The organism is Dactylosporangium sp. CS-033363, from assembly GCF_050942475.1.
In the GTDB taxonomy this organism is placed as follows: Bacteria; Actinomycetota; Actinomycetes; order Mycobacteriales; family Micromonosporaceae; genus Dactylosporangium.
This window is the reverse complement of record NZ_CP192032.1, coordinates 3,078,244-3,103,527: the sequence shown is the minus strand read 5'-3', so window position 1 is coordinate 3,103,527 and position 25,284 is coordinate 3,078,244. Positions and strand designations below refer to the sequence as shown.

Genomic DNA, 25,284 nt, shown 5'->3' with positions numbered 1-25,284 from the left:
CAGGGTACGACCGCGCTCCAAGGCGGGTTTCGCACTACCCCAGGTGCTGGTACACGAGCTGCCAGTTGCCGGCGATGACCTTCAGCAGCATCGTCACGTGCCGCCCGCCGGAGGTGGCGGAGCAGAGCGCCTCCCAGCGGCCGGTGCCGACGATCCACTCTGCGTCGTGCACGCGGCCGGGTTCGCCGTCGAGCCACAGGGCGGCCTGCGCGTCGACGAGCTCGGGGCGGCGGGCCGGTTCGTCGTTCCAGGCGGCGAGGAACGTCTCCAGTTCGCGGGCCGTCTCCTGGGTCGCGTCGATGGTGACGGCCTCGCCGGCCGCGATGGGCCGCCGCGCGATGTCGCAGGCGCGCTCGAAGTCCTGGTAGCACGACGGGTCGCCGGCGTGGTTCACGAACCGCGCCGGCGGCGGGTACAGGTAGCGGCGGCCCCAGTAGCTGTGCACGAACAGCTCCTCGCCGGGCGGCAGCGCCGCGTACTCGCGGGCGGTGAGCTCCCGCAGCTCGTACGCGACGACGACCTCGCCGGCCGCGAAGTCCCGCTCGGCGTAGACGCCGTGGCCGCCCAGGTTGCCCGCGCCGATGCGCACCCCGCTCATCCGCTGGACGATAACCGGTTCGTAATGACTTTGCCGGGTGCGGCGGGGCGGTGCGACGCTGCGGCGGTGACGTTGGAACTGACCCTTGTGGACCCGGCCGCCGCCGAAGCGCTCGTGCCGGTCCTGCGCGACGCGGAGGAGGGCGACGACCGCATCCGGGCCACCATCGCCGATCCGCGCTGCAAGACCTACGCGGCCCGGTCCACCGGCGAACTGGTCGGGGCAGCGGTCGTGCGCCTCAGCCCGGGCGAACCCACCGAGATCGTGTACATCGCGATCGCCGGACAGCACCGCCGCCGCGGCCACGGGCGGGGCATCCTGGCGGCGCTGCAGGCCGGGTACCCCGACGGCCTGATTGTCGGGACGGCCAACTCGTCGCTGGACAACATCGCGTTCTACCAGGTGTGCGGGTTCCGCATGCTGCGCGTGCACCGCGACTTCTTCGCCTACATCGATCCGCCCATCGTCGAGCACGGCATCACCATGCGGGACATGATCGTGTTCTCCTACGAACGGGGACGCGCATGAGCATGTTCTGTCCCACCGAGCTCGCGGCGCGGCTGGAGCGGGCCGAGGCCGGGCTGATCGCCGCCGCGGTGTCCGGGGCGCGGCCCATCGGCGGCGGATATGCCGCCTACGCGAGTCCCGGGTCGCCGCTGAACAAGGTTGCCGGGCTGGGCTTCGCGGACCCGCCGACGGAAGCCGGACTGGACGACGTCGAGCGGTGGTTCGCGGCGGCCGGGTCGCCGGTGCAGGCCGAGGTGGCCACGCTCGCCGACCCCGCCGTGGCGGAACTGCTGACCGCACGCGGGTACCGGCTCGCCGGCTGCGAGAACGTGCTCGGCTGCGTGCCGTCGGGGCAGCCGGCCGCGGCCGAGGTCGAGGTCCGCGAAGTCTCCACCGCCGGGGCGTTCCAGGAGTGGCTCGACGTCGTCGCCGACGCGGTCATGGTCGACGACGTCCAAGGGGTGCCCTCGCACGAGTCGTTCGCCCGCGACATCGTGGTGACCGCGATGCTCGACATGGCCAGGGCGGGACTGCGGCACTACCTCGCGCTGCGCGACGGTGTTCCGGCCGGCGGGGCGAGTCTGCGCATCGCCGACGGGGTCGCCCAGCTCACCGGGGCGGCGACGCTGCCCGACCACCGGCGGCGCGGGGTGCAGCAGGCGCTGCTGGCCGCCCGGCTGCGCGACGCCGCCGCCGAGGGGGCCGGGCTGGCCACGATCACCACGCAGCCCGGGTCGAAGTCGCATCAGAACGCGCAGCGGCAGGGGTTCGACCTGTTGTACACGCGATTGATCCTGGTCAAAGATTAGTGCAGCCGGTGTACAAATTCCGCTCTTGACTCGTCAGCTTGGAGAGTGTTTTCTGCAAATACTTGCGTACGCCGCTACGTGCGCGGGTTCCTGAAGGGACACTCCCATGGCCCGATCATCGATGCGTGCTGCGCGGCGGGCGGTGGGGCCGCTGGCCGTGCTCGCCCTCGCGGGAGCCGCGCTCGTCGCCGCCGGCTCGCCCGCCCTGGCCGCCGCCGGCGCGACCACGCCGTTCACCAGCTATGAGGCCGAGGCCGGGGCGCTCGGCGGGGGCGCGAGCACCGTGGCGCTGACCGCGGCGCCGACGACCCAGTACTCCAGTGCCGCCCTCGAAGCCTCCGGCCACGCCTACGTGCACCTGACCGCGACCGGCCAGAAGGTGCAGTGGACGAACGCGACCGGCAAGCCGATCAGCGCGATCGTGGTGCGGGCCAGCATCCCCGACGCGGCGGGCGGCGGCGGGATCACCGCCTCGCTGAACCTCTACGTCGACGGCGCGTACCGCCAGGCGCTCACGCTCACCTCGAAGCAGTCGTGGGTGTACGAGGGCAACAACCACTACAACGACAGCGCCGACCAGAACCCGGCCGACGGCAACCCGCGGGTGTTCTTCGACGAGGTCCGGACCTTCGTCACGGGCGCGCCGATCGCGCCCGGGGGCACGTTCGCGCTGCAGCGCGACGCGGCGAACTCGGCGGCCTTCTACGACATCGACGTGGTCGACGTGGAGAACCCGGCGCCGATCGCCCAGCCGGCCGGCTCCATCTCGATCACGTCGTGCGGTGCGGCGGACAGCGCGAGCGTGGACAGTACCGGCGCGATCCAGAACTGCATCGACCAGGCGCAGTCGCAGAACAAGGTGCTGTGGATCCCGGCCGGGACCTTCTATCTCAAGGGGACCGGCGGCCTGCACGCGAACGGGATCACCATCGCCGGGGCCGGGCCTTGGTACAGCACCATCTATCGTGCGGTGCCGCTGCCGAACCCGCAGCCGCTGGGTGCCGTCTTCGACCTGACCTCGTGCACGGTGCGCGACTTCCACATCGACTCCAACGCGACCAGCCGGGCCACGGTGGACGGGGCCGGCGGGGCGATGGACACCACCGGCACCAACTGGGTCGCCGACAACATCTGGACCCAGCACACGCTGTCGGGCTTCTGGGCGTCCGGCACCGGCGGGCAGGTGCGCAACAGCCGGCTGACCACAATTTGGGCCGACGGCATCAATCTCAACAACGTGTCGCTGAACAACTCGGTCGGCAACAACCTGAGCGCCACGAACAACTTCGTGCGCGGCACCGGCGACGACGGCATGGCCATCAACTCCGTCAATTACAACACCGACGGCAACGGCAACCGGACGTACTACACGCCGATGGCCGGCACCACGTTCACCCGCAACACGATCGTCGCGCCGTGGGGCGGCAAGGGGATCGGGATCTACGGCGGCAGCGGGCACGACGTGGAGTACAACGCGATCAGCGACACCGCCCGCTACATCGGCCTCGGCGCCGGCCGCTTCGGCGTCAACGGCAACGATCTGCTGAGCGCCACCGTCTCCAACAACGTGGTGACCCGCTCCGGCGGCAACGGCTACAGCCAGGGGCAACCCGCGCTGCACGTCGGCAACGGCGGCGACGGGCAGAACGTCGGCACCGTCGACCGGGTCACGGTGGCGAACAATACGGTCAGCGGCTCGCTGTACGACGGGATCGGCTTCTCCCAGTCGACCAACACCCAGCTGCTGAACAACACCGTCACCAACCCGGGCCGCAACGGGGTCGTCATCGCGCCGCCGTTCTACCCGGCGCCGTCCGGCTCGGCGACCATCACCGGCAACACGGTCAGCGGGCTGAAGGCGGGCAGCAGCGCGTACCTCAACAATTCCGGCGGCTTCCAGGCGACCCTGGGCGGCAACAGCTGGCAGGGCGGCAGCGGCCCGGTCGAGGCCCCGTTCGGCGGCACCCCGGCCGCGATCCCGGGCACGGTCCAGGCCGAGAACTACGACACCGGCGGCCAGGGCCTCGCCTACAACGTCACCTCCGTCAACGGCACCGCGAACGGCTACCGCGCCGACGGCGTCGACCTGGAGTCCACTTCGGACACCGGAGGCGGCTACAACCTCGGCTGGACAAGCAACGGGCAATGGTTCCGGTACTCCGTGAGCGTCGCGACAGCCGGCCAGTACACCCTCACGGCGCGCGTCGCGGCCCCGAGCGCGGTCACCGGCGCCCTGCACATCGCGAACGCGACCGGGACCAGCCTCACCGGCCCGGTGAACATCCCGGCGACCGGCGACTGGCAGGCCTGGTCGACGGCGACCGCCACGCTGACGCTCCCGGCGGGGCAGCAGGTGCTCACCCTCGTGCAGGACACCGGCGGCTGGAACCTCAACAGCCTCCAGTTCAGCCAGGGCACCGGTACCCCCACCCCGACCAACATGGCCGCCGGAAGGCCGACCGCGGAGTCGTCGCACAACCAGGTGTACGGCTCGGGGAACGTGACGGACGGCAACCAGGGCACGTACTGGGAGAGCGCCAACAACGCGTTCCCGCAGTGGGTGCAGGTGGACCTGGGCTCGGCGCGCTCGGCCACGAAGGTGGTGCTGCAACTGCCGGCGGCGTGGGGCGCGCGCAACCAGACGCTGACGCTGAGCGCCTCCTCGGACGGCTCGTCGTTCGCGACGGTGGCCTCGGGCACCTACACCTTCGGCCCGACCGCGACCATCACGTTCCCCGCGACGACGGCCCGCTATTGGCGTGTAACTATCACGGCGAACACGGGATGGCCGGCCGGGCAGCTCGCGGAATTCCAGGTCTGGAACATGTGACATGTCACAATGAAAGGCCTGTTCGGCGGCGGTTTTTACGGCTCGCTTAAGTTTTGCTTGCCGCCGCCGGACAGGCCTTGCGCGCCCCTATATTCGGCGCCGTGAACCTCCCCTTCGAACTCTCCCGGCGCCGGGTCGTCGTCGCCGCCGTCGCGGGTGTGGCGGTCGTGGCGACGATCGGCGCCGTGGCCGCCTTCTCCTCCTCGCCCGGCGGGCCGGGATCGTCCGGCGGCCCGGGTTCGTCCGGCGACCCCGGCGCCGTGGCCGCGGCCGGATCGTCCGAGGGGACGGGGTTGCTGGCCGCCGCGTCCGGCAACGCGGCCGCGAGCCGGTCGGCGGCGCCCTCCGGTCCCTGTGGCCGCACAGCGAGCGCCACGCCCGTGGTGAAGGTGACCGACGTGAGCGTCGGCAGCGCGGTCACCGGGTACGGGCGCGAGGGCGACACCGACCCGCTGCCGATGGCGATCGCCGCGACCCCGGACGGCGGCTCCTGGCTGGCGTGGCTCGGCACCGGCGGCAAGGTGTACCTCGGCAGGCTCGGCTGCGACGACAAGCTCGTCGGCACCCCGACCAGCTTCGACGGCATCGACCTGCAGGACGTCGCGGCCGACGCGAACGGCGGCGTGCTGCTGCTGACCCGCAAGGGAGACTGCCACACCGGCCCGCTCTGCGGCGGTTCGTCGAGCCCGTGCAACACGATGCACATGGTCCGGTTCGACAACAACGGCAAGCAGGTCTGGGAGCGCCAGGTCACCAACCTGAGCGCGAGCCTCGGCGGCTACGACAACGGGGCCCGCTTCGTGTGGTGGTACCAGCACCACGGCCGGCTCGCCACGGACGGCAGCAACTACGCGGCGTACTTCGGGGTCGCCATCACGGTACAAAATGGGTCCTGTGTGGACATCCACGAGGGCGACCGGATGCAGGTGGTCGGCTCCGGCGGCGGCCTGGTGAACCACAAGGACGCCTTCGAGGTCGGCTGCAGCCACAGCTGGGGCACGCGGATCGTGTGGGATCCGCGCACGAGCCACTTCGCGATGGTCTGCGCCACGGACAACAACTGCCGCATCGCGCAGCCGCACCCGTACCGCACGGTCTCCGCCGGCACCTGCGACAACACCCTGTTCGGCGGCGACCTCGTGCTCGCGAAACCGGCCGGCTACTGGACCGCGTGGAGCCAGGGTGGCACCGCCCGCCTGTCGCACTTCAGCACCGGCGCGGCCGACACCACCAAGCAGACGCCGGCCAAGACCTCCCATCCGCACCTGGTGACGTACTCCGGCCGGATGCTCCTCGCCTGGGAGTCGGGCTCGTCGATGGCGGCCCAGGTCTACGACGCCGGCAGCGGCGCGACGGTCGGCGCCCAGTTCACCGTCGGCGTGAAGGACCACAACTACCAGGCGTTCAAGTCGTACGTGGACGGCAGCGTGGCGTATCCCGCGACTGGGGCCAACAGCACCTCGATCAAGATCGCGCGGGTGATGCCGCTGGCCTGACCCGCGGCCGGGAGAGCGCTCTCTCAAGTTTGGCTTACGACCCGCTTAAGTCGGGGCGTTCGCCTTGACGCGCCCGCGGCACATGGACGAGTTTGAGCGTCGCAAGCCGTCTGTGACCCGTCCCGAGGAGAGCCATGTCGCCCGGCCGCAAAACCCTGTTCGCCCTGCTCGCCACGGCCGCCGTGGTCAGCGCCGGAGTGGTCGGGCTGCACGCCGCCTCCGCCGCCACCGGCGCCCCGATCACCGGCATTGCAGGCAAGTGTGTCGATGTCGCGGGGGCGAACTCGGCGAACGGGACCGCCGTACAACTGTGGACCTGTAACGGCACCGGAGCACAGGCCTGGACCGTGAACACCGACGGCAGCATCCGCGCGCTGAACAAGTGCCTGGACGTGGCCGCCGGCTCGAACGCGGACGGCGCCAAGGTCCAGCTCTGGGACTGCAACGGCACCGGCGCCCAGAAGTGGGCCGCGGGCGCCGGCAACCGCCTGGTCAACACCGGCTCCGGCAAGTGCCTGGACGCCAGCGGCAACAGCTCGGCCGACGGCACCCGCCTGCAGATCTGGACCTGCACCGGCAACGCCAACCAGCAGTGGAAGCTCCCCACCGGCACCGGCACCACCGCCGCGCCCACGCCCTCCGCCTCCCGCACCGCGACGCCTGCCGTGAAGAAGAAGGGCGTCAGCACCTGGCAGTTCACCGGCCTCTCGTCCGCGGTGACGAACGTCGGCGCCGGCTGGTACTACAACTGGTCGACCAACAACGACTCGATGCCCGCCAACGCCGAGTTCGTCCCGATGATCTGGGGCGCCGGCGCGGTCACGGACAACGACCTGGCCAAGGTGAAGGCCGAGGGCAAGACCCTGCTCGGCTTCAACGAGCCGGACCTCAAGGAACAGTCGAACATGACGGTCGAGCAGGCCCTCTCGCTCTGGCCCCGACTGGAGGCCACGGGCATGCGCCTCGGCAGCCCCGCCGTCGCATACGGCGGCGACACGCCCGGCGGCTGGCTCGACCGCTTCATGACCGGCGCCCGCCAGCAGAACCGCCGAGTCGACTTCATCACCCTGCACTGGTACGGCTCCGACTTCTCCGACGCCGCCGTGGGCCAGTTCCTCGGCTACGTCGAGAAGGTCCACGCCCGCTACAACCTGCCGATCTGGATCACGGAGTACGGCCTGATGAACTTCACCGGCACCCCGAAGTTCCCGAACACGGCCCAGATCACGTCCTTCATCACCCGCACCACGACCCAGATGCAGGCGACGTCGTACATCGAGCGCTACGCCTGGTTCTCCCTCCCGGCGGTCGGCGACTCCCTGCCCTACGGCCTGTACAAGGACGGCACCAACCCGACCCCGGCCGGCGAGGCGTACCGAGCTGCGGCCTAGTTCACGTTTTCACGGCCGCCGGCCGGCGTGCGTCCCGAACCGCGCGCCGGCCGGACCGGCTAGGGTCCCCGCCATGCCGCTGACCAACCCCTGGCTGGCCGATCCCGCGCCGGACAGGCCCCTCGACCGCGAACGGCTGGAGGAGCGCATCCTCAACCTGCTGTCGACGCAGAACATGTGCGTCCTCGCGACCGCGGGGCCGGCCGGCCCGCTGGCCACCCCGGTGCGCTACTCGCCACTCGGCCTCGCGGTCCTCTTCACCGCATCGCCGCGCTCGCCGAAGATGCGCAACATCGTCGCCGACCCGCGCGTGTCCATCGGCCTCTTCGCCCCGCTGCACGGCCTGGCCAGCAGCCGCGGCGCGCAGTTCTTCGGCCGCGCCCGGGTGCTGGGGCCGGAGGATCCGGACCGCGACCGGTACTGGCCGGCCTTCCGCTGGGAACACGAACACGCCGAGCGCGGCCGGTCGCTGGCCGAGCCGCCCGCCGACACGCTCGTGGTGCTCGACCCGGACCGGATCGTCTACACCGAACACTGGCTGCGCCGCGAGGGCTGGTCCCCGCGCCAGTTCTGGAACCGCGCATGAGCGGGGTGCGCATCGGCGACGGCGACCTGAGCGGCCGAGGTCCGGCCGAACGGGCGGTTGGCATGGCGGCCATGTCGAAGGCCGGGAGCCCACCGATCCCGCGCGGGAGGCGGCGCTCGGTCGGGTCGCGTTGTGGTTGAGCCGCGAGGATCTGCAGTGGCTGAAGCCTCCTCCGTCGCGGATGGAACGGGAGCGGCCTACTCAAACGCTGCGCGGCGGATGCTCGCAGATCACCGCGGGACGGACACGACGGCGATGATCAATGTAGAGTAACCGCGTGCTCACTGCGGCGATAACAGCGGGGAACGCGCAGGCGGCCGACTATCGTCATCGGCGGCGGGCGGCCGAGGTGCGGTGCTTCTACGTGATCAACCCGCGGTCGCCGCACGGCGAGTGGGCGCTGCGCGAGATCATCCGGCCCGCTTTTCTCGCGCTGCGGGCCGAGTACGGGCTGTCCGTGGAGCCGCTCGCGTTCGGGGACGTGCCCGCGGCGCGGCCGGAGCTGATCACCTACGTCGTCTACGGGCCGACCGATCCGCTGGAGATGGGCGAGGACGAGAAGGTGTACCTCGCGTCGCTGGCGGCGAGCGGCGTGCGGACGAACGTCGTCTCGGCGTACGAGCTGACGCCCGAGGGGACTGACCGGCCCGGCTACGAGCGGGCGGCGACGGCGGTGCCCGAGCTGTGTGACGCGCTGGACGTCAACGCGATCTACCCGGACGAGCTCGACCTGGGCCGCGGCATCCGGACCAACACGTGGCAGGACGTCTACGTCAACGTGATCGGCGAGACGATCCGGGTGAAGTACGCCCCGACGCGCAGCCTCGACCCGGGCGACCAGCTGGTGCGGGAGCGGCTCGGCGCCCAGCACGCCGGGGAGATCGCGGAGCTGGCGCGGCTGCACCGGGAGTACCACCTCTGGCAGCGCAAACCGTGGACCGACGGGTCGATCGTCTTCGCCCACGACGGGCACTGGTTCGTCTCGCAGACGCTGACCGACAAGACGCTGATGACCCCGGCCGACTTCGACCTCGTCACCTCCTACGACGAGGGCGAGCGGGCGCTGACCTACACCGGGCCGCGGCTGCCGAGTTCGGACGCCCCGGAGTACCTCATGCTGAGCTCGTTGCTGAGCATGCACGGGCGCCGGCCGCGGCTCATGGTGCACTTCCACCACCGGGAGCTGACCCGCGGCGAGCGCTACCGCGAGCTGGTCACCTCCACCACCGTCGAGTGTGGACAGTTCGCGGCCGGCCGCCGGTTCTTCGCCGAGCTGCGGGCCCGGGCCACCGACTGGTTCATCATCCGCGAGCACGGGATGGTGTGGACCGGGGACTCGGCGGCGCAGTTCGAGGCGTTCTGCCGGCGGGTGCTGGGGTAGCGCGCTCGGATTGGGCCGCGCGCAGCAGGAACGGCAGCGCGATCAACTGCACCAGGCCGCCGAGGGCGAAGGAGTGCGGGTACCCCCACGCGTCGGCCGACCGCCCCAGCGCCGGTTGCAGCACGACCCCGCCGCTGGAGGCGACGAGCGAGTCGAACGACAGGACCGTGGCGCGCCCGCGGGCCGGGACGAGCTCGCTGAGGTAGGCCTGCCGGGAGGGCGCGACCGCCGCCGCGACCAGGCTGGACGCGGCCAGCAGCGCGAGCGCCGTCGGGACGCCGCCGGCGCCGGACAGCGCGAGCAGGATCAGGGCATTGGCCAGTACCCCCGCGATGAGCACCGACGTGCGCAGGCCCAGCAGCGACCGCAGCGCCGGAGCCAGGAACCCGCCGGCCATCTGGGCCACGGCCTGCAGCGCCACGGCGACCCCGAGCAGCCCGTAGGCGCGCTGGTCGCCGGCCAGGTCCAGCAGGTACGGCTTCATCGTGAACGCCACGTAGTAGCCGACGCCCGCCGCGGCCCAGGCGCCGAGCATGAGCAGGCGGACCTGGGGGTTGCGCCAGCCGTACCGCATCGAGGTCCGCAGCACCGCCCGCATCCGGGGCAGCGCCCGCCCGCCGCCGGCCGGGGTGAAGCCGATGTCACGCATAAGCCGCCAGGCGACCGCAGTCAGCGTGACGAGCAGCCCGGCCCGCACCAGGAACGGCACGCCGACGTTCGTGAGCTGGGCGATGTACGCGCCGCCGAGGGACCCGGCCAGGGCGCCGACGCCGTTGACCACCTGGCCGCGGGCGAACACCGGCTCCAGCGGCCCGGCGAAGTCCAGCGCGTGCAGCGCGTCGACCAGCCACGCCTCGGTCGCGCCGGAGAAGAACGTGAAGCCGAGCGCGAGCACCACCGACACCGCGGCCCAGGCCCAGAAGCCGGCGTGCAGGCGCCAGGCGAGCCAGTACAACAGCGTCGAGACGGTCAGCGTGACCCCGCCGAGCAGGTAGGACACCCGGCGGCCCCGGGTGTCGGCGATCGTGCCGGTGGGGACCTCGAACAGCGCGTACCCGAGGGTGAAGCAGGCGTTGGCCGCGAGCGCCTCGGTGTTGGACAGCCCGGCCTGGAACAGCAGCAGCGAGTTGACGCCCCAGATGGAGGAGACGGCCAGCGCGTTGAGCAGGACCAGGACGAGGTAGGTGCGCCGGACCTGGCGGGTCGCCGGGCCGCTCACGGCTCGGGCTGGCCGGCCACCAGGCGGACGGTGAACTGCCCGCGCTCGTGGCGCAGGTCGACGTGGGCACAGATCTGGTGCGCGATCCACAGCCCGAGCCCGCCGGTCGGGGTGCGGACGGGGCGCAGCCCGACGACCGGGTTGCGCGGGCCGGGCCCGGCGTCGGCCACGAGGACCAGGATGCGCCGCTCGGCGGTCCAGACCCGGACCTCGACCGGCGGGGCGCCGTGCACGAGCGCGTTGGTGACCACCTCGGTCGCGGCCAGCACCAGGCTGCGCAGCTCCGGCTGGGAGATGGTGCTGTGCCCGCCGGCGGCGATGACGGCCGCGCGGACCTCGGAGGGCATCGGGTCGGTCAGCTCGGCCCGCGGCCGGGTCACCTCGAGCGGGTCGTTCCAGGTCGAGGTGCGCTCGCGCAGGAACGTCTCGGGGTCGGCGAAGTCGGGGTTGGCCCGGTGCCCGCTCGTCGTGGCGATGAACGGGTGGGTCCGGCGGACCTGCGCGAGGACCTCGGCCGGGGTGTTGCGCACGTCGTACGGGCACAGCCCCCACAGCGGGAAGTCGTCGTACGCGCTGTTGATGACCGCCTCGTAGCGGGCCCACCAGTCCCAGGGCACGCCGACGCCGGGGTGCGGCACCTCCCCGGCGATGCGGATCTGGCCGGCGCCCGCGGCGACGTGGTCGGCGAGCAGGCCGCGGTAGCGGTGGATGGCGGTGGCCGGGCGGGAGTAGTGCTGCTCGCCGTCCATGAACACGACGCCGCCGCCCGGGCCCATCGCGTCGCGCAGCAGGTCCTGCCGGCGCGGGCCGAACGCGCAGACGACGGGCTCGCCGGCCGCCACGCCGCCGGCCAGAAACGGCGTGAGGATGGCCAGGAACTCCTCGTCGGTGCTGTAGAAGGCGGCCTCGTGAAAGAACCCGCGGTGCCCGGCCGGGGCCCCGGCCCTCACGCGTCCGCCTGCCGCACGAGCTCCAGCAGGCCGGCGAGGCGGCGGCTGGCCCCGGCGAGGCGCACCCCGGGCACCCGGCGGGCGGCCCGCACGAGCGCGGAGGCGGCGGCGACGTCGGCGAAGTTGAGGCCGGACAGGTCGATGGTGAGCGGATCGGTGCCCGGCAGGTCGGCCCGCAGCCCGTCGAGCACGGCGATCAGCGCGGCCCGGTTGGCGATGTCGGCCTCGCCGGTCAGGGCCAGCCCGCGGGGCTCGGCGGTGTGCCGCATCCGCAGCTGCGGCGGCTGCGGGTCGTCGGGCTCGACGGTGCCGGGGTGGGTGGAGATGTACCGCCGCAGCCGGGCGGGCGTGAACGTCTCGCGGTCGTACAGGCAGACCCCGCGGGCGAAGCCGCGCGCGAAGATCCGGTTGACCTCGGCCTCGTACCAGGGCAGCCGCTCGGTGCCGGGGACCGCGCCGGTGGCCCAGCTCATGTCCGCGATGATCCGCAGGCCGGCGTGGCCGTCCCGCTCGGCCTGCCCGACCACCTCGCGCCAGTCGGCGGCGGTCCGCTCGGCGTCGAAGCGCCCGGCGGCCAGGTAGCTCTTGGTCGCGCTGCAGACCAGGAGCCGGCCGTCGCGCAGTGCCTCGGGCACCCGGGCGTCGGCCTCGGCGAGCGCGGCGGTGAGCGCGTCCGGGTCGTCCTGCACGGTGCAGCAGATGACCTTGTCGCCGTCGGCGAGGCCCTCGCGGACGAAGTCCTCCATGATCCCGGCGCGCACCGAGGCCCCGAGGTACGGCACGCAGACGTGGTCGCCGGCCTGCAGCCCGGCCAGGGTCGTGGTGCCCGCCACGTCGCCACCTCACTCGCAGTGCTCGGATCATCACACGGTACCGCGTGCGGTGATCGTCACCGATGGTTGCGAGCGGGTTCCATCCGCGCGGGCTACGCCACCCGGCCGGTCGGCGCGACCCGATCATCCGGTCGGCCTCAGCCCTTCACCGCCCCCGAGGTCATGCCGGCCACGATCTGCCGGTTGAAGAACACGAACATGATCAGCGGCGGGATCGTGATCAGCAGGATGTTCATGAACAGCAGGTTGTACTGCGCGGTGTACTGGCTCGAGAAGTTGTACAGGGTCAGCTGGACCGTCGCGTTCTGATCGCCCGGCAGGAAGTACAACGGGCTGGTGAAGTCGTTGAAGACGGCGACCGACTGGACCACCACGGTGGTGATCGCCACCGGCCGCAGCAGGGGCAGGACGACCCGGAAGAACAGCCGCAGCGGCCCCGCCCCGTCGATGACCGCGGCCTCGTCGAGCTCCTTGGGGATGGTCGCGATGAAGGCCCGGAACAGCAGGATGCTGAACGAGAGCCCGAACGCGATCTCGACCAGGATCAGCCCGGCCATGGTCTTGAACAGCCCGATCCCCTGCAGCACCCAGATCGTCGGCACCACCGCGGGCGGGATGATCAGCCCGGACAGCACCAGCAGGTCGATGACCCGGTTCCACCGGCTGCGGCGGCGCTGCAGCACGAACGCGACCATCGCGGCCAGCACCACCATGGCGGCCACGCTGACCACGGTGAGGATCGTGCTGTTGATGAACGCGATCACCAGCATGTAGTCGCGGGCCTCGACGACGTCGACCAGGTTGGTCCACGGCTGGAAGTGCTTGGGCCAGCTGAACGCGGGCAGCGCGGCGTCCTGCCGGTCCTTCACCGCGTTGAGCACGATGAACAGGAACGGCACCACGAACACCACACCGGAGACGAGCACCGCGACGGCCCCGTTCACGTGACGTCTCACTGTTCGACCTCCCTGCGGCTGAGGAACCAGTAGAGCGGCACCACCAGGGCCGTCACGACGAGGAACAGCACCACGTTGCCGGCGGTCGAAAGGCCATAGAAGCCCGCCTGGTACTGCTTGTAGATCACCGAGGCGATCACGTCCGAGGTGAACCCGGGCCCGCCGCGGGTCATCGCCCAGATGAGGTCGAACGAGCGCAGGCCGCCGATGAGCGAGAGGATCACCACGGTGACCGTGGCCGGGCGGGCCAGCGGCAGCACGATCCGCCGGAAGCTCTGCACCGGGCCGGCGCCGTCGACGCGGGCCGCCTCGAAGTACTCCTGCGGGATCGACACGATGCCGGCGATGTAGATGAGCGTGGCCAGCCCGACCCCCTTCCACACGTCGACCAGGGCCACCGACAGCAGCGCGTACCGCGGGTCGGTGAGCCACCCGGGGCCGTCGATGCCGACGGCCCCGAGCGCGCCGTTGATGAGCCCGTGCTCCGGGTTCATCAGCACGGTGAAGGTCAGGCCGACGCCGATGGTGCTGACGAGGACCGGGAAGAACACGACCGAGCGCAGGTAGCCGCGGGCGGAGAGCTGCGAGGTGAGCAGCACCGCCAGCAGCAGCCCCAGGACCACCTTCAGGCCGCACGTGACCACGGCGTAGACGATGGTGTTGGTGAACCCCTTGACCAGGGCGGGCTCGTCGAAGAACTGCCGGAAGTTGGCCAGGCCGATGAACTGCGCGTCGAACAGGCTCCAGCGGGTCAGGCTGAACCAGAACGAGGCGAAGGTCGGGACCAGGAACAGGGTGCCGTAGACGAGCGCGGCCGGCAGGTAGAACCAGTACGGATAGGGGCTCCTGGCTCGGGACATGTCCTTTACCAGCCGGGCAGACCGAGTTGCTGGGCCTGCTTCTTGACGTCCTGGTCGTAGAGCGCGGCGCCGTCGCCGGCCTTGCGGATGCCCGAGCCGACCTCGACCGTGATCTGCTCCAGGGACGGGCCCTTCACCGGCGACAGGAACTCCAGCGCGGGGCTGTTGGCGCCGCTGTCGAAGTACGGCTGCATGTCCTTGATCGGCGCGGCCACGTCGGCCGGCAGCGTGCAGCCCTTGACCAGGAAGGGGCCGAACGGGGTGGTCGCCTTGGCCATCGCGTCGCAGCCGTCCTTGCTCGCCACGAACGCGAGGAACTTGCGGGCCGCGTCGAGCTTCTTGCCGGTCGTGGTCTTCGGGACGTACACGCCGGCCGGTTCCCAGACGGTCAGCCCGTTCTTCGATGCGTCGTCGCCGGGCAGCGCGAAGAAGCCGATGTCACCCATTTTGTCGGGGGCCTGCGAGGTGATGGTGCCGACCGCGAACGTGAGCATCGGGTAGTGCGCGCCCGTCCCGTCGGCGAGATGCTTGATGCCGGCCTCGAGCTTCGTGGAGGCGAAGTCCGAGGTCAGGTACCCCTGGTCGTGCACCTCCTGCAGCCGCTGGAAGCTCTTGAGCGCGGCCGGGGTGCTCGCGTACTTCGCCTTGCCCGCCGTGTACTGCTCGGCGAAGTCCGGCTGGGCCGCGGCCACGTTGTGGAAGTCGGCCAGCACGATGAGCTGCGAGGTCCACGTGTCCTGGTAGGTCTGCACCACCGGGGCGATGCCGGCCGCCTTGATCTTCGCGTTGTTGGCCATGAAGTCGGCCCACGTCTTCGGTACCTGCAGGCCGAGCTTGGCGTACACCGCCTTGTTGTAGAGGATGCCGCCGCCGGTCGCCCCGCCGAACGGCACGCCGTAGAGCTTGCCGCCGGCCGAGACCGTCGACTTGAACGTGCCGTCGAGGTCCCCGACGTACGGCTGGTCGTCGAGCGGGGCGAGGTTCTGCTCCGGCTTCAGGGCCGCGAAGAGCGAGCCCGAGTTGTACATGAACACGTCCGTCATGTCGCCCGTGGACAGTCGCGTCTTGACCACGTTGTCGCCCTCGGTGCCCTGGGGCCGGGTCTCCACCTTGACGGTGACGCCGGTCTTCTTGGCGTTGAAGGCGTCCGCGAGGCCCTGGGCGGTCTTGAGGCTCGCGTCGGAGTTGTCGGCCAGGAAGGACAGGGTCTCGCCGCCGCCGCTGCTGTCGCTGGAGCCGAGGTCGCCGGCGCTGCAGCCGCCGAGCGCCAGGGCGGTCGCCGTCAGCGCTATCAGGAAGGGGTGTCGTCGTTGCATTTTCGGTCACTCCTCTTCTGGGGTGTGGAAGGGGTGTGCGTCCCGGGTCGGCGGGGGGTCGTCGGCCGGGGAGCGAAAATCGCAGGTGTACTCGTGCGTGCCCGGACCGGCCTCGGCCGGCTTGCCGCCGGGGAGCTCGACGCGGGCGGTGACCCCCGGCGGGAGGGTCACGGTGACGTGCAGCCGGCCGCCGGCGCGCCGCCAGCCGACGCTGATCCGGCCGTACGGGCTGTCGTGCACGGCCTCCGCCCGCTCGAGGCCGCCGCCCGGGCGGGGGCGGACGAGGACGCGGCGGTACCCGGGCGCGGCGGGGGCCAGCCCGGCGACGGTGCGGTGCAGCCAGTCGGCGACCGCCCCGAGCGCGTAGTGGTTGAACGAGGTCATCTCGCCGGGGTTGACGGTGCCGTCGGGCAGCAGGCTGTCCCAGCGCTCCCAGATCGTGGTGGCGTCCATCGTGACCGGGTACAGCCAGGACGGGCACTCGCGTTGCAGGAGCAGGTGGTACGCGTCGTCGTCGGCGCCGGCCAGGGTGAGCGCGTCGCAGATGAGCGGGGTGCCGGCGAACCCGGTCCCGATGCGGTGCCCCTCCGCCGCCACCAGTTCGACGAGCCGGCGCCCGGCCCGCTCCCGCTGCTCCTGCTTGGCGAGCAGCCCGCCGGTCAGCGCGAGCGCGTACGCGGTCTGCGCGTCGCTGGCCAGCCTTCCGCTCGGCGTCACGTACTCCGCGTTGAACGCCTCGGCCACCGCGGCCGCATGTGCGGCGTAGCGGGACTGGTCCTGTTTTTGGTGGAGTTCGGCGGCAATCGCGGCCAGCAGCCGCGCGCTGCGCACGTGGGCGGCCGTGGCCACCAGGTACGGGTCGGTGCGCGCGTCCGCCGGGCGCTCGGGCGGGGCCGCCGGGTCGAGCCAGTCGCCGAACTGGAACCCCTCGTCCCACCGGCGCCGCTCCCCGGCGAGGGCGGCCACCTGCTCGACCCAGGCGCGCATGCTGGGGTACTGCTGCCGCAGGATCCCGGTGTCGGCGAACCGCTCGAACATCGTCCAGGGCGTGTCGACCGCCGCGTCGCCCCAGACCGCCGCCGGCCGGGGCGGGCCGAGCAGCTCGACCCACGGCACGTAGAACGGCACCGTGCCGAGCTCCTCCTGCTCGGCCGCGAGATCGGCCAGCCACGAGGTGAGCAGCCCGGCGCAGTCGTAGAGGAACGCGGCGGTGGGCGCGAACACGGCCAGGTCGCCGGTCCAGCCGAGGCGCTCGTCGCGCTGCGGGCAGTCGGTGGGCACGTCGAGGAAGTTGCCGCGCATGCTCCACACCACGTTGTCGTGCAGCCGGTTCAGCAGCGGGTCGTCGCAGTCGAACCAGCCGGTGCGGGTCATGTCGGTGTGGCAGACGATCGCTTCCACCTGCTCGACTTCCCCGGTCACCTCGGCGTACCGGAAGCCGTGCACGGTGAAGCGCGGCTCCCACGTCTCCGGGCCGCCGCCGCGCCGGGTGTACTCGTCGCGGGCCTGGGCCTCGCGCAGCGGGCGGGTGTAGAGCTCGCCGTTCTGGAGTACCTCGGCGTGACGCAGGATGACGGTGGTGCCCCGCTCCCCCGTGGTCGTGATCCGCAGGCGGCCGGTCAGGTTCTGGCCGAAGTCGACGATGGTGCGGCCGTCGTCCGTCGTACGGGTGCTGACCGGGCGCAGAATCTCGGTGCGGCGCACGGGCGGGCCGTCCGGCGCGACCAGGCGTTCGGAGTCCAGCGGCTGCTCGGTGACGGGCGACCAGTCGCGGTCGTCGAAGCCGGGGCGGGACCAGCCGTCGCGTTCCAGGCGGGCGTCGTACCGCTCGCCGTCGTACAGGCCGGTCGCGGTGATCGGGCCGGGGGCGGTGCGCCAGCTCCCGTCGGTCGCGACGACGTGCCGCGAGCCGTCGGCGCAGGCCACCTCCAGCTGTGCGGCGAGGGCGGGCCGGTCGCCGTAGACGCCGCGCCGCCCGCCGCGGAACCCGAGCCGCCCGGCGTACCAGCCCTCGGCGAGCCAGCCGCCGATCGCGTTCGGTCCCTGGTGGAGCTGGTTCGTGACGTCGAACGTCTGGTACCGCAGCCGGTGGTGATAGCTCGTCCAGCCGGGCGCCAGCACGTGGTCGCCGACGCGCTCGCCGTTGAGCTCCAGCTCGTACACGCCGTGCGCGGTCGCGTAGAGCCGCGCCCGGACCGGCTCGGCGGGCAGCTCGAACTCCCGCCGGAACAGCGTCGCCGGCCCGTCATCCCCGGCGATCGGCTGTCCTTGGATCAGGGATGACAACAGTGGCTGCCCGAGCAGGCCGGCCTCGACCCGGATCGGCGCGCTGACCGCCTCCGACTCCCCGGTCCAGACCCGGACGGCGACCTCGCGCTCTTCCCGTGCGGTGAGGGGCGGCGCCGGCCAGTCGACGAGCACCTGCTCGACGGACTCGACGCGCCCGGTGGAGTACCCGCCGATGATCAGCTCGTACGCGACCTGGCTCTCGCCGGCCACGTCGGACTCGACCCGCCAGGAGAGCCGGGGCCGGGCGGTGCCGAGCCCGATCGGTTCGCGGACGTGCTCGGCCCGCAGTTCGACTACGCGCATGTCTTTGGGGTGCCAATCTCTTTGAAACGATTCAACGCCACGGCTGGATGTGCGGGGGTGTAGCACGTTGGGCTGATTTCGTAGAGCGTTCTCCACATGTTGGTCTCGCCCGTGGTGCGTGTCAAGGCCGACCGTATGCCGGATTGCGTAGACCAATATCCACGTTGCAGAGTGGCAGCGTGTAGTTCGTTCTACGTTTCTTGGAGGAGCGGCGGATGGCAGCAGACCCCGAGACGGAGCCCTTGGTGCCGGCGGTGCGCCGCGCGACCATCGCGGACGTCGCCAGCCGGGCCAACGTGTCCACGGCCGCGGTCTCGAAGGTCCTCCGCAACGCCTACGGCGTCAGCCCCGCCATGCAGGACCGCGTCCGCGCCGCGATGGCCGAGCTCAACTACCGCCCCCACGCGGCGGCGCGAGGCATGCGCGGCCAGACGTACACGATCGGCGTCCTGATCCCGGACCTGCGCAACCCGTTCTTCCCCGAACTCATCGAGGGCATCGCGGACCACTTCGCCGGCACGGAGTACCAGGCCCTGCTGGGCCCGGGCGGCAGCACCCCGGAGTCCCAGGCCAGAATCACGGAAGCCATGATCGACCGCCGCATGGACGGCCTCATCATGATCGCCCCGGTCGTACCCCGCGGCCAGCTGGAGTCCACCGCCCGCACCATCCCCACGGTGACCATCGGCCGCCACGGCCGCTCCTCCGACTTCGACGCCGTGGTCGACGACGACATCACGGGCGCCGGCCTGATCGTCGACCACCTGGCGGAACTGGGCCACCGCCGCATCGCCCACATCGAACACCGCGACACCACGCGAGGCATCCCCACGACCATGCCCCAGACGGTGCGCGCCGAGGGTTACCGCCAGGCCATGCACCGCCACGGCCTGGAGGTGGACGTGGTCTCCTCGACGTACAGCGAGGAGGGCGGCTACACCGCGGCCCGCGACCTGCTGTCCCGCCCGGTCCGCCCCACCGCCATCTTCGCGGGCGCGGACGTGGCAGCGATCGGCGTCTTGAACGCAGTGTTCGAGGCGGGCCTGCGCATTCCCGAGGACATCTCGGTCGCGGGCTACGACAACACCACGGTCGCCGCGATGGGCCCGATCTCGCTGACGAGCGTGGACCAGGACGGCCACTTGATGGGCGCGAACGCGGCGCGCCTGCTGCTGGAACGGGTGGAGGGCAAACGCCGGCGGTCGGTGCTGCTGTCCCTGTCGCCGACGCTGATCCCCCGCCGGAGCACGGCTCCCCCACCGGCGAAGTGACCTCGCTCAGCCGGTCACCGGAGCGGTCGGATCGGTGACCGGCGGGAGGCTCGACCACGGGAAGTTGATCCACCGGTCGGTGCGGCGCCAGACGTATTCGCAGCGGACCGTTGACTCCGGCTTTTCGTACAGCACCGCGCAGCGCACCTCGGCCACGCGGCCGGCGCAGAAGTTGCGGACCGTTTCCAGCGTTGCGCCGGTGTCGGCCACGTCGTCGGCGATCAGGATTCGGGCGGCGGCCAGGTCGGCGAGGTCCGGCTTGGGGTCCAGGATCAGCGGGGCGTCCAGGCGCTGGTCGATGCCGGTGTAGTACAGGACGTTCAGCATGTGGATGCTCTTCACGTCCAGGGCGTAGCTCAGGGCGCCCGCCACCAGCAGGCCGCCTCTCGCCACGCTCAGGACCAGGTCCGGGCGGAAGCCGTCGTCGGCTATGGACTGCGCCAGCTCGCGGGCGGCGCTGCCGAAGGTCTGCCAGTCGAGCACTTCCCGCTCAGGCTGCTCCATGTGCGGGAAGCATACCGGCCGATGGTTGCGAGGCTACTTCTTCCGGGTGGTGGCTTTCGACTGCGTCGTGGCCTTGGTCGATTTCCCAGAGGCCGAAGACGCCGCCGACGCCGCCGCAGGCGCGGCCACGGGGGTGGGGGCCGCGTCCGGGCGGCGGCGGACGGTTGAGGCCGCCAGCACCGCTTGCGTGACCGGGGCTGGGACCATGGCGATTTCCAGGTGAGCCGAGTCGGCGGCGGGGGCGGCCGCCGACAGCAGCGGCTCCTCGCCGGGGCGCAGGGTGATGGCTGTTGTGGCGAGGGTGACCAACAGCGCGCCCCAGGCGAGGGCCGGGCCCCGGCGGCGGCGTCGGGTGTGCCGGGGCCGGCCTTGCGGGGGTTGGGCGGTGGGCTGAGCGGGGGGCTGGACGTCGTGCCGGGCGCGGTACGCCGGCGGGGTGGTGCGGATCGGGACCGTCGAGCGCCTGGACGGGGCCGGGGGGATGTGCGCGATGGGGATGACGCGAACGTACGGGCGAACGAGGGCCGGAGGCATGCAAAGAACGTAAGCCTCATCGGCCCTCGCCGATCCTGTCGTCAGCGGGTGAGCAGACGAATCACCCGCGGGTCACCCGTTCAATCACCCCAGGACGCGGAACTCGTAGATGCGGGTTGCGGTATCGGTCGTCTGGGTCGGGGTGCCGACCGTGAGGCGGACGTACCGGGCCGACGAGGTCACCGCGTGCGCGGTGTTCGCCGCCGTGTTGTTGGTGACCGTCACCGCCCTGGTCCACGTGGTGCCGTCATTCGAGACGTCGATGGTGTAGGCCTTGGTGTTCCAGTCCGCCGACTCGCCGCCGGCCTGGGCGTGGGCCAGTTCGAAGCGGGTGATCGGGCGGGACGCGCCCAGGTCCACCTGGAGCGTGGCATTGGCCGACAGGGAGCAGTACTTGTCGGCGTTGCCGCCCGTGACGCTGCCGTTCACGGCCTTCTCCGGGCCCTCCGTCGACGTGCACGCCGGGGAGGCCGTGACGGGGCGGTTGAGGGCGAAGTTCGTGAGCGACTGGCCGTACGCCTCGAGCTCGTAGATGCGGGTGGCCGTGTCCGACGTCTGGGTCGGGGTGGTCACGTTCATCCGGATGTAACGCGCCGTCGTGGCCGGGATCTGGTGAGTCGTCACGGGATCCGCGTTGTTCGTCACCGTCACCGGCGTGGCCCAGTTCGAGCCGTCCGTCGACGTCTGGAGGGTGAAGGCCTTCGTGTTGTACGCGCCCTGCTCCCCGCCCGCGCCCGCGTGCTTGACCACGAGGCGGTTCACCGTCTGCGCCGAGCCGAGGTCGACCTGCAGCCAGGCGCCGGTGACGCCCGAGCAGAACTTGTCGGTGTTGCCGCCCGTGACGCTGCCGTTGACCGCCTTGTCCGGGCCCTCCGTGGACGCGCACGACGCCGATCCGGTCGCGGGCTTGCCCTGCGCCAGGTTCGCCGTCGCGGCCGGGGGACTCGTGTGGTTCGCCGACGGGGGCGTGTCGCCGGCGGCGGTGCCCCAGGCACTGGGGGTACCGGAGACGGTGTAGTTGAGGGATGCACCGTGGGCGATGTCCGACTGGGACAGCCAGGTGCGGGTGAAGGCCGTGCCGCCGAGCGTGGCGGTGCCGATGTAGCGGTTGGTGTCGCTGACGCCGGCCGCGCTGATGTTGAGCGTGCCGCCCTGCTGGGAGCCGAACGAGCCGACGGTCACCTTGGCCGAGGGGAACTGCGGGGTGCTCACCCCGTAGAAGTTGGCGCCGTTCATGAGGGGGTACAGGCCGAGGGACGAGAACACGTACCAGGCCGACATGGTGCCGAGGTCATCGTTTCCGGTGACGCCGTTGGGGCCGTTGGCGAACAGCGTGTAGGCCGCGCGCAGTACCGTGGCGGTCTTGTAGGGCTGACCCGTCCACAGGTAGGTGTAGGGCGCGAGCAGGTCCGGCTCGTTGTTCGGGTTGTACGTCGTGAAGCTGTAGTAGTCGTAGGCGCCGTTGACCCACTTGGTGTGCGCGGTGCCGGACGGGTCGGCCAGCAGGTCGCTGTACGCGAAGAACTGGTCCAGGCGGGTGTTCGTGCCGCCCTTGCCGCCGAGCAGCGAGACCAGGCCGTCGGGGTCCTGCGGGACGAGCCACTGGTACTGGTACGCGCCCGCCTCGTGGAACGTGTGCGCGCCGTCCGTCGGCGAGTAGGTGGGCGCGAAGACGCCGTTGGCGTTGCGGGGCCGGAAGAAGCCGATCGACGGGTCGAAGAGGTTGCGGTAGTTCTGGCCGCGCGCGGCGAAGGCGTCGGCGTCCGCGGTATGCCCGAGCGCTCTGGCCATGATGGACAGTGCCGAGTCCGCCGCCGCGTACTCCAATGTGGACGAACTCGGGTACTGGCAGTCATGGTCGAACTGGTTCGTCGGCGTGCACGTGACGCCGGTCGGGATGTACCCGAGCGCCGTGTAGTACGGGTTGCCGTTGCGGCCGTTGAGCCCGGTCGACGCCGGCGGGGCCCCCGTCGCGTTCTTGCGCAGCGCGGTGTAGAACTGCTCCTCGTAGCCCGACAGCAGCCCGCGCGCCCACAGGTCGACGAGGAACGGCGTCACCGGGTCGCCGGTCATCGTGTTCGTCTCGGTGTTGTCCAGCGCCCACCGCGGCAGCCAGCCGAGCTCGCGGTCCACGGCGAGCAGCGAGAGCGCGGAGTCGCGGGCCACCTGCGGCTCCAGCAGTGCCACGAGCTGGTTCTGCGCGCGATACGTGTCCCAGAGCGAGAAGTTCTGGTACGGCGTGTACCCCGAAGCCGTGTGCACGGCGTTGTCGAAGCCGCGGTAGCTGCCGTCCACGTCGCCGGCGAGGTTCGGGTGCAGCAGGGAGTGGTACAGCGACGTGTAGAACGCGACCTGCCGGTCCGTCGTCCCGCCGTCGACCTCCGCCTTGTGCAGCTTGGCGTTCCAGGTGTCGTGAGCGGCCGTCCGTACCGAATCGAAGCCGAATCCGACCGCCGACGTCTCGGCGCTCAGGTTGGCCCGCGCGCCCGGCAGGCCCGTGTAGGACAGGCCCACCTTGACCGTCACCGTGCGGTCGGAGCTGGTGTCGAAGCGCGCCCAGCCGCCGCGCGACCCGCTGCCCGACGAGGCGCGGGAGCCGCTCGTGAACGTCGAGCCCGACCAGGTGCCGAACGAGGCGAAGGCCCGGCTGAACTGGGCCGTGAAGTAGACCGTATGTGCGGGCGATGAGCCGCAGAAGCCGCCGACGGTCACCGAGCCCTCGACCGTGTCACTGCCCACAATGGACACGCTGGAGCTGCTCGCGCCCGTGGCCGAGCCGCGCGTCTGGGCGGTGTTGAACAGCACGTTGGACTGGGTGCCGGCCGGGAAGGTGTACCGCTGCCAGCCCGTGCGCAGCGTCGCGCTCAGCTCGGCGGTGACGCCGTTGGCCATCCCGAGCCGGTAGTAGCCCGGGGTCGCCTGCTCCTGCGCGTGGTTGAGGGGCTGGCCGTACGTGTTGGGGTCGTTGCTGCTGACCGCCCCGACGGTCGGCATGAGCGGCACCTCGCCGGCGACGGGGCAGCCGACGCCGGACAGGTGGGTCTGCGAGAAGCCCCAGACCTTCGTGTGGTCGTAGTTGTAGCCGGTCCCCCAGCCGGTGTCCGGGCTGACCTGCACCATCCCGAACGGCAGCGCCGCACCGGGAAACGTGTTGCCCTCCTTCTGCGTCCCGATCAACGGATTGACGAGACCAGTGAGGTCGGCGGGTACGGCGGCCCGGGCGGGCGCACCGAGGGCGGTCACGGTAACGGCGGCGGCGCATGCCGCGGCCAGGACGTTGCAGAGCAGCCTTCTCACGTCGCTCCGATCGATCAACCAGGTGAGTGGCCGCCGACCGCCGAATCGACGCTCGTGAAGGTTCTCCCATTCCAGGGAGATCTGTCAATACTTGACAATTGCGGGCTTGGTGACGCCCTCGACGAGGCGGACGACCTCGGCCGCGGTGTCGATCCGGGCGTACGCGTCGCGCAGCCGGTTCGCGCCCCGCCGGAACGCCGGATCGCCCAGCACCTGCAGGATCGCCGCGTGCAGGTCGGCGTCGGCGGGCGCCGCGGAGCGCAGCCGCCGCCCGGCCCCGGCGTGCTCGACGCGGGCCGCGACCTCGGGCTTGTCCTCGGTCGCGCCGGCCACCACGAGCGGCACGCCGTGCGCGAGGGCGGTCTGCACGCCGCCGTACCCGCCGTTGGTCACCATCGCGCTCGTGTACGGCAGCAGGTACCGGTGCGGGATGAACCGCGCCGCGCGGGCGTTGCCCGGCAGCTCCCCCAGCACCGCCGGGTCGGCCCCGCCGGTGGTGGCCACGACGAGCACGTCGTCGTCCGCGAGCACCCGCGCGGTGCGGGCGACGAGCGCGCCGAGGTCGTCGTTGGCGACGGTGCCCTGGGTGACGTGCACGACCGGGCGCTCGCCGGCGATGACGTCGAGCCACCAGGCGGGCGGGTCGAACGGGGCGCCGGAGTCGTCCGCGAGGGAGCCCACGAAGCGGACCTGCTCGGGCAGGTCGGAACGGTAGTACTCGAACTCCCCGACGCCGTTCTGCAGGTGCAGCAGCGGCGAGATGCCGGCCAGCGGGGACGTGCGGGCCGGCGGGAGCTCGATGCGGGCCCGGACGTCCTGCCAGTGGCGGTGGACATCGCGCAGGACCAGGCGGTTCATCAGCGCGTAGAGCACCCGGTTGCGCAGCCGGCCGAGCGCGGTGGCCGACGGCGGCAGGGCGGTGCCGAAGGGCGCCGTGTCGCGACTCGGGATCGGCAGCGGCGTGATCCCGACCGAAATCCAGTCGATGCCGGTGAGCTCGTGCAGCGCACCGGCGCCGAAGAAGCCCATGTCGGCGATCAGGGCCGTCGGCCGCGTTTGCGTGACGAGCGACGTCAGTTCGGTGACCTGCAGCGGTACCGGATCCAGGAAGAGGTGCTTGAGGTCCCAGCGGATGCCGGCCAGGCCCGTGTGCTCGCTTCGCGGCGGCGGGCCGTCGAGGTCGGGGTGCATCGGGCGGTGGGTGGCGCCGGTCGCGCCGACGTTCTGGTCGCGGCCCGTGTACCAGTCGACCGTGTGACCGGCCGCGATCAGGGCGCGGGCGATCGGCTTGAGCGGGTTGGTGTGGCCCGCCTGCGGCATGGATGCGAACAGGAAATGGGACATGTCACCGAAC

20 protein-coding genes are annotated in these 25,284 nt (G+C 71.5%); 8 read left to right on the top strand and 12 right to left on the bottom strand.

Features of this window, described 5'->3' with window-relative positions:
• Window positions 1-34: 34 nt before the first annotated feature.
• Window positions 35-598, bottom strand: coding sequence for an SET domain-containing protein-lysine N-methyltransferase (locus ACQPZ4_RS14305; RefSeq protein ID WP_433060273.1), 564 nt, complete (start codon window positions 596-598; stop codon window positions 35-37).
• Between the two features lie 66 nt (window positions 599-664).
• Here ACQPZ4_RS14305 and ACQPZ4_RS14300 point away from each other — a divergent pair, with 66 nt between their 5' ends.
• The 7 genes from ACQPZ4_RS14300 to ACQPZ4_RS14270 all read left to right on the top strand — a co-directional run bounded on the left by ACQPZ4_RS14300 (window position 665) and on the right by ACQPZ4_RS14270 (window position 9,598).
• Window positions 665-1,126, top strand: a complete 462-nt coding sequence (locus ACQPZ4_RS14300) for a GNAT family N-acetyltransferase (RefSeq protein WP_433060270.1) — start codon at window positions 665-667, stop codon at window positions 1,124-1,126.
• A complete protein-coding gene (locus tag ACQPZ4_RS14295; protein ID WP_433060267.1) occupies window positions 1,123-1,914 on the top strand; it encodes a GNAT family N-acetyltransferase in 792 nt (263 codons plus the stop codon). Before ACQPZ4_RS14300 ends, ACQPZ4_RS14295 begins: the two co-directional genes overlap by 4 nt.
• Before the next feature lie 106 nt (window positions 1,915-2,020).
• Window positions 2,021-4,744, top strand: a complete 2,724-nt coding sequence (locus ACQPZ4_RS14290) for a carbohydrate-binding protein (protein ID WP_433060264.1) — start codon at window positions 2,021-2,023, stop codon at window positions 4,742-4,744.
• Window positions 4,745-4,845: 101 nt separating this feature from the next.
• Entirely contained in the window at window positions 4,846-6,240 is a 1,395-nt protein-coding gene (locus ACQPZ4_RS14285) for a hypothetical protein (RefSeq protein ID WP_433060261.1), read from the top strand.
• 134 nt (window positions 6,241-6,374) lie between these two features.
• A complete protein-coding gene (locus ACQPZ4_RS14280; protein WP_433060258.1) occupies window positions 6,375-7,631 on the top strand; it encodes a glycoside hydrolase family protein in 1,257 nt (418 codons plus the stop codon).
• 73 nt (window positions 7,632-7,704) lie between these two features.
• Window positions 7,705-8,217 (top strand): pyridoxamine 5'-phosphate oxidase family protein, encoded by a 513-nt coding sequence (locus ACQPZ4_RS14275; protein WP_433060255.1) that lies wholly within the window; start codon window positions 7,705-7,707, stop codon window positions 8,215-8,217.
• Window positions 8,218-8,581: 364 nt separating this feature from the next.
• Window positions 8,582-9,598 (top strand): hypothetical protein, encoded by a 1,017-nt coding sequence (locus ACQPZ4_RS14270; RefSeq protein ID WP_433060253.1) that lies wholly within the window; start codon window positions 8,582-8,584, stop codon window positions 9,596-9,598.
• Here ACQPZ4_RS14270 and ACQPZ4_RS14265 read toward each other — a convergent pair.
• From ACQPZ4_RS14265 to ACQPZ4_RS14235, 7 genes are all read right to left on the bottom strand, one after another.
• Window positions 9,519-10,817 carry an MFS transporter gene (locus tag ACQPZ4_RS14265; RefSeq protein WP_433060251.1) on the bottom strand — a complete coding sequence of 433 codons (1,299 nt, stop codon included), beginning with the start codon at window positions 10,815-10,817 and terminating at the stop codon, window positions 9,519-9,521. The genes ACQPZ4_RS14270 and ACQPZ4_RS14265 overlap by 80 nt on opposite strands.
• Window positions 10,814-11,767, bottom strand: a complete 954-nt coding sequence (locus tag ACQPZ4_RS14260) for an anti-sigma factor RsbA family regulatory protein (protein ID WP_433060249.1) — start codon at window positions 11,765-11,767, stop codon at window positions 10,814-10,816. The genes ACQPZ4_RS14265 and ACQPZ4_RS14260 overlap by 4 nt, the downstream gene beginning before the upstream one ends.
• Window positions 11,764-12,600: an MEDS domain-containing protein gene (locus ACQPZ4_RS14255; RefSeq protein ID WP_433060243.1), complete on the bottom strand. Its 837-nt coding sequence runs from the start codon at window positions 12,598-12,600 to the stop codon at window positions 11,764-11,766. The genes ACQPZ4_RS14260 and ACQPZ4_RS14255 overlap by 4 nt, the downstream gene beginning before the upstream one ends.
• 137 nt (window positions 12,601-12,737) lie before the next feature.
• Window positions 12,738-13,556, bottom strand: a complete 819-nt coding sequence (locus ACQPZ4_RS14250; RefSeq protein ID WP_433060240.1) for a carbohydrate ABC transporter permease — start codon at window positions 13,554-13,556, stop codon at window positions 12,738-12,740.
• Window positions 13,553-14,416, bottom strand: coding sequence for a carbohydrate ABC transporter permease (locus ACQPZ4_RS14245; protein ID WP_433060237.1), 864 nt, complete (start codon window positions 14,414-14,416; stop codon window positions 13,553-13,555). The genes ACQPZ4_RS14250 and ACQPZ4_RS14245 overlap by 4 nt, the downstream gene beginning before the upstream one ends.
• Window positions 14,417-14,421: 5 nt before the next feature.
• Complete coding sequence (locus ACQPZ4_RS14240) at window positions 14,422-15,732, bottom strand: ABC transporter substrate-binding protein (protein ID WP_433060234.1); 1,311 nt, start codon at window positions 15,730-15,732, stop codon at window positions 14,422-14,424.
• A 6-nt stretch (window positions 15,733-15,738) separates the two neighbouring features.
• The gene (locus tag ACQPZ4_RS14235; protein WP_433060231.1) at window positions 15,739-18,324 is read right to left on the bottom strand and encodes a family 78 glycoside hydrolase catalytic domain; all 2,586 of its coding nucleotides are present in this window, start codon (window positions 18,322-18,324) and stop codon (window positions 15,739-15,741) included.
• Window positions 18,325-18,539: 215 nt separating this feature from the next.
• Here ACQPZ4_RS14235 and ACQPZ4_RS14230 point away from each other — a divergent pair, with 215 nt between their 5' ends.
• Window positions 18,540-19,595, top strand: coding sequence for a LacI family DNA-binding transcriptional regulator (locus tag ACQPZ4_RS14230; RefSeq protein WP_433060228.1), 1,056 nt, complete (start codon window positions 18,540-18,542; stop codon window positions 19,593-19,595).
• Window positions 19,596-19,601: 6 nt separating this feature from the next.
• Here the strand turns inward: ACQPZ4_RS14230 and ACQPZ4_RS14225 are convergent, their stop codons facing one another.
• The 4 genes from ACQPZ4_RS14225 to ACQPZ4_RS14210 all read right to left on the bottom strand — a co-directional run bounded on the left by ACQPZ4_RS14225 (window position 19,602) and on the right by ACQPZ4_RS14210 (window position 25,274).
• Window positions 19,602-20,099: a phosphoribosyltransferase gene (locus ACQPZ4_RS14225; RefSeq protein WP_433060225.1), complete on the bottom strand. Its 498-nt coding sequence runs from the start codon at window positions 20,097-20,099 to the stop codon at window positions 19,602-19,604.
• Between the two features lie 33 nt (window positions 20,100-20,132).
• The gene (locus tag ACQPZ4_RS14220; protein ID WP_433060223.1) at window positions 20,133-20,633 is read right to left on the bottom strand and encodes a hypothetical protein; all 501 of its coding nucleotides are present in this window, start codon (window positions 20,631-20,633) and stop codon (window positions 20,133-20,135) included.
• Between the two features lie 84 nt (window positions 20,634-20,717).
• Window positions 20,718-23,930, bottom strand: a complete 3,213-nt coding sequence (locus ACQPZ4_RS14215) for a GH92 family glycosyl hydrolase (protein WP_433060222.1) — start codon at window positions 23,928-23,930, stop codon at window positions 20,718-20,720.
• An 84-nt stretch (window positions 23,931-24,014) separates the two neighbouring features.
• The gene (locus ACQPZ4_RS14210; RefSeq protein WP_433060219.1) at window positions 24,015-25,274 is read right to left on the bottom strand and encodes a glycosyltransferase; all 1,260 of its coding nucleotides are present in this window, start codon (window positions 25,272-25,274) and stop codon (window positions 24,015-24,017) included.
• Between the last annotated feature and the right edge of the window lie 10 nt (window positions 25,275-25,284).

Bases quoted from the DNA above. Each gene is read 5' to 3' on its own strand.
- ACQPZ4_RS14305 (WP_433060273.1), bottom strand. From the start codon at position 598: ATGAGCGGGGTGCGCATCGGCGCGGGCAACCTGGGCGGCCACGGCGTC.
- ACQPZ4_RS14295 (WP_433060267.1), top strand. From the start codon at position 1,123: ATGAGCATGTTCTGTCCCACCGAGCTCGCGGCGCGGCTGGAGCGGGCC.
- ACQPZ4_RS14290 (WP_433060264.1), top strand. From the start codon at position 2,021: ATGGCCCGATCATCGATGCGTGCTGCGCGGCGGGCGGTGGGGCCGCTG.
- ACQPZ4_RS14280 (WP_433060258.1), top strand. From the start codon at position 6,375: ATGTCGCCCGGCCGCAAAACCCTGTTCGCCCTGCTCGCCACGGCCGCC.
- ACQPZ4_RS14275 (WP_433060255.1), top strand. From the start codon at position 7,705: ATGCCGCTGACCAACCCCTGGCTGGCCGATCCCGCGCCGGACAGGCCC.
- ACQPZ4_RS14245 (WP_433060237.1), bottom strand. From the start codon at position 14,416: ATGTCCCGAGCCAGGAGCCCCTATCCGTACTGGTTCTACCTGCCGGCC.
- ACQPZ4_RS14240 (WP_433060234.1), bottom strand. From the start codon at position 15,732: ATGCAACGACGACACCCCTTCCTGATAGCGCTGACGGCGACCGCCCTG.
- ACQPZ4_RS14235 (WP_433060231.1), bottom strand. From the start codon at position 18,324: ATGCGCGTAGTCGAACTGCGGGCCGAGCACGTCCGCGAACCGATCGGG.
- ACQPZ4_RS14230 (WP_433060228.1), top strand. From the start codon at position 18,540: ATGGCAGCAGACCCCGAGACGGAGCCCTTGGTGCCGGCGGTGCGCCGC.
- ACQPZ4_RS14225 (WP_433060225.1), bottom strand. From the start codon at position 20,099: ATGGAGCAGCCTGAGCGGGAAGTGCTCGACTGGCAGACCTTCGGCAGC.
- ACQPZ4_RS14220 (WP_433060223.1), bottom strand. From the start codon at position 20,633: ATGCCTCCGGCCCTCGTTCGCCCGTACGTTCGCGTCATCCCCATCGCG.
- ACQPZ4_RS14210 (WP_433060219.1), bottom strand. From the start codon at position 25,274: ATGTCCCATTTCCTGTTCGCATCCATGCCGCAGGCGGGCCACACCAAC.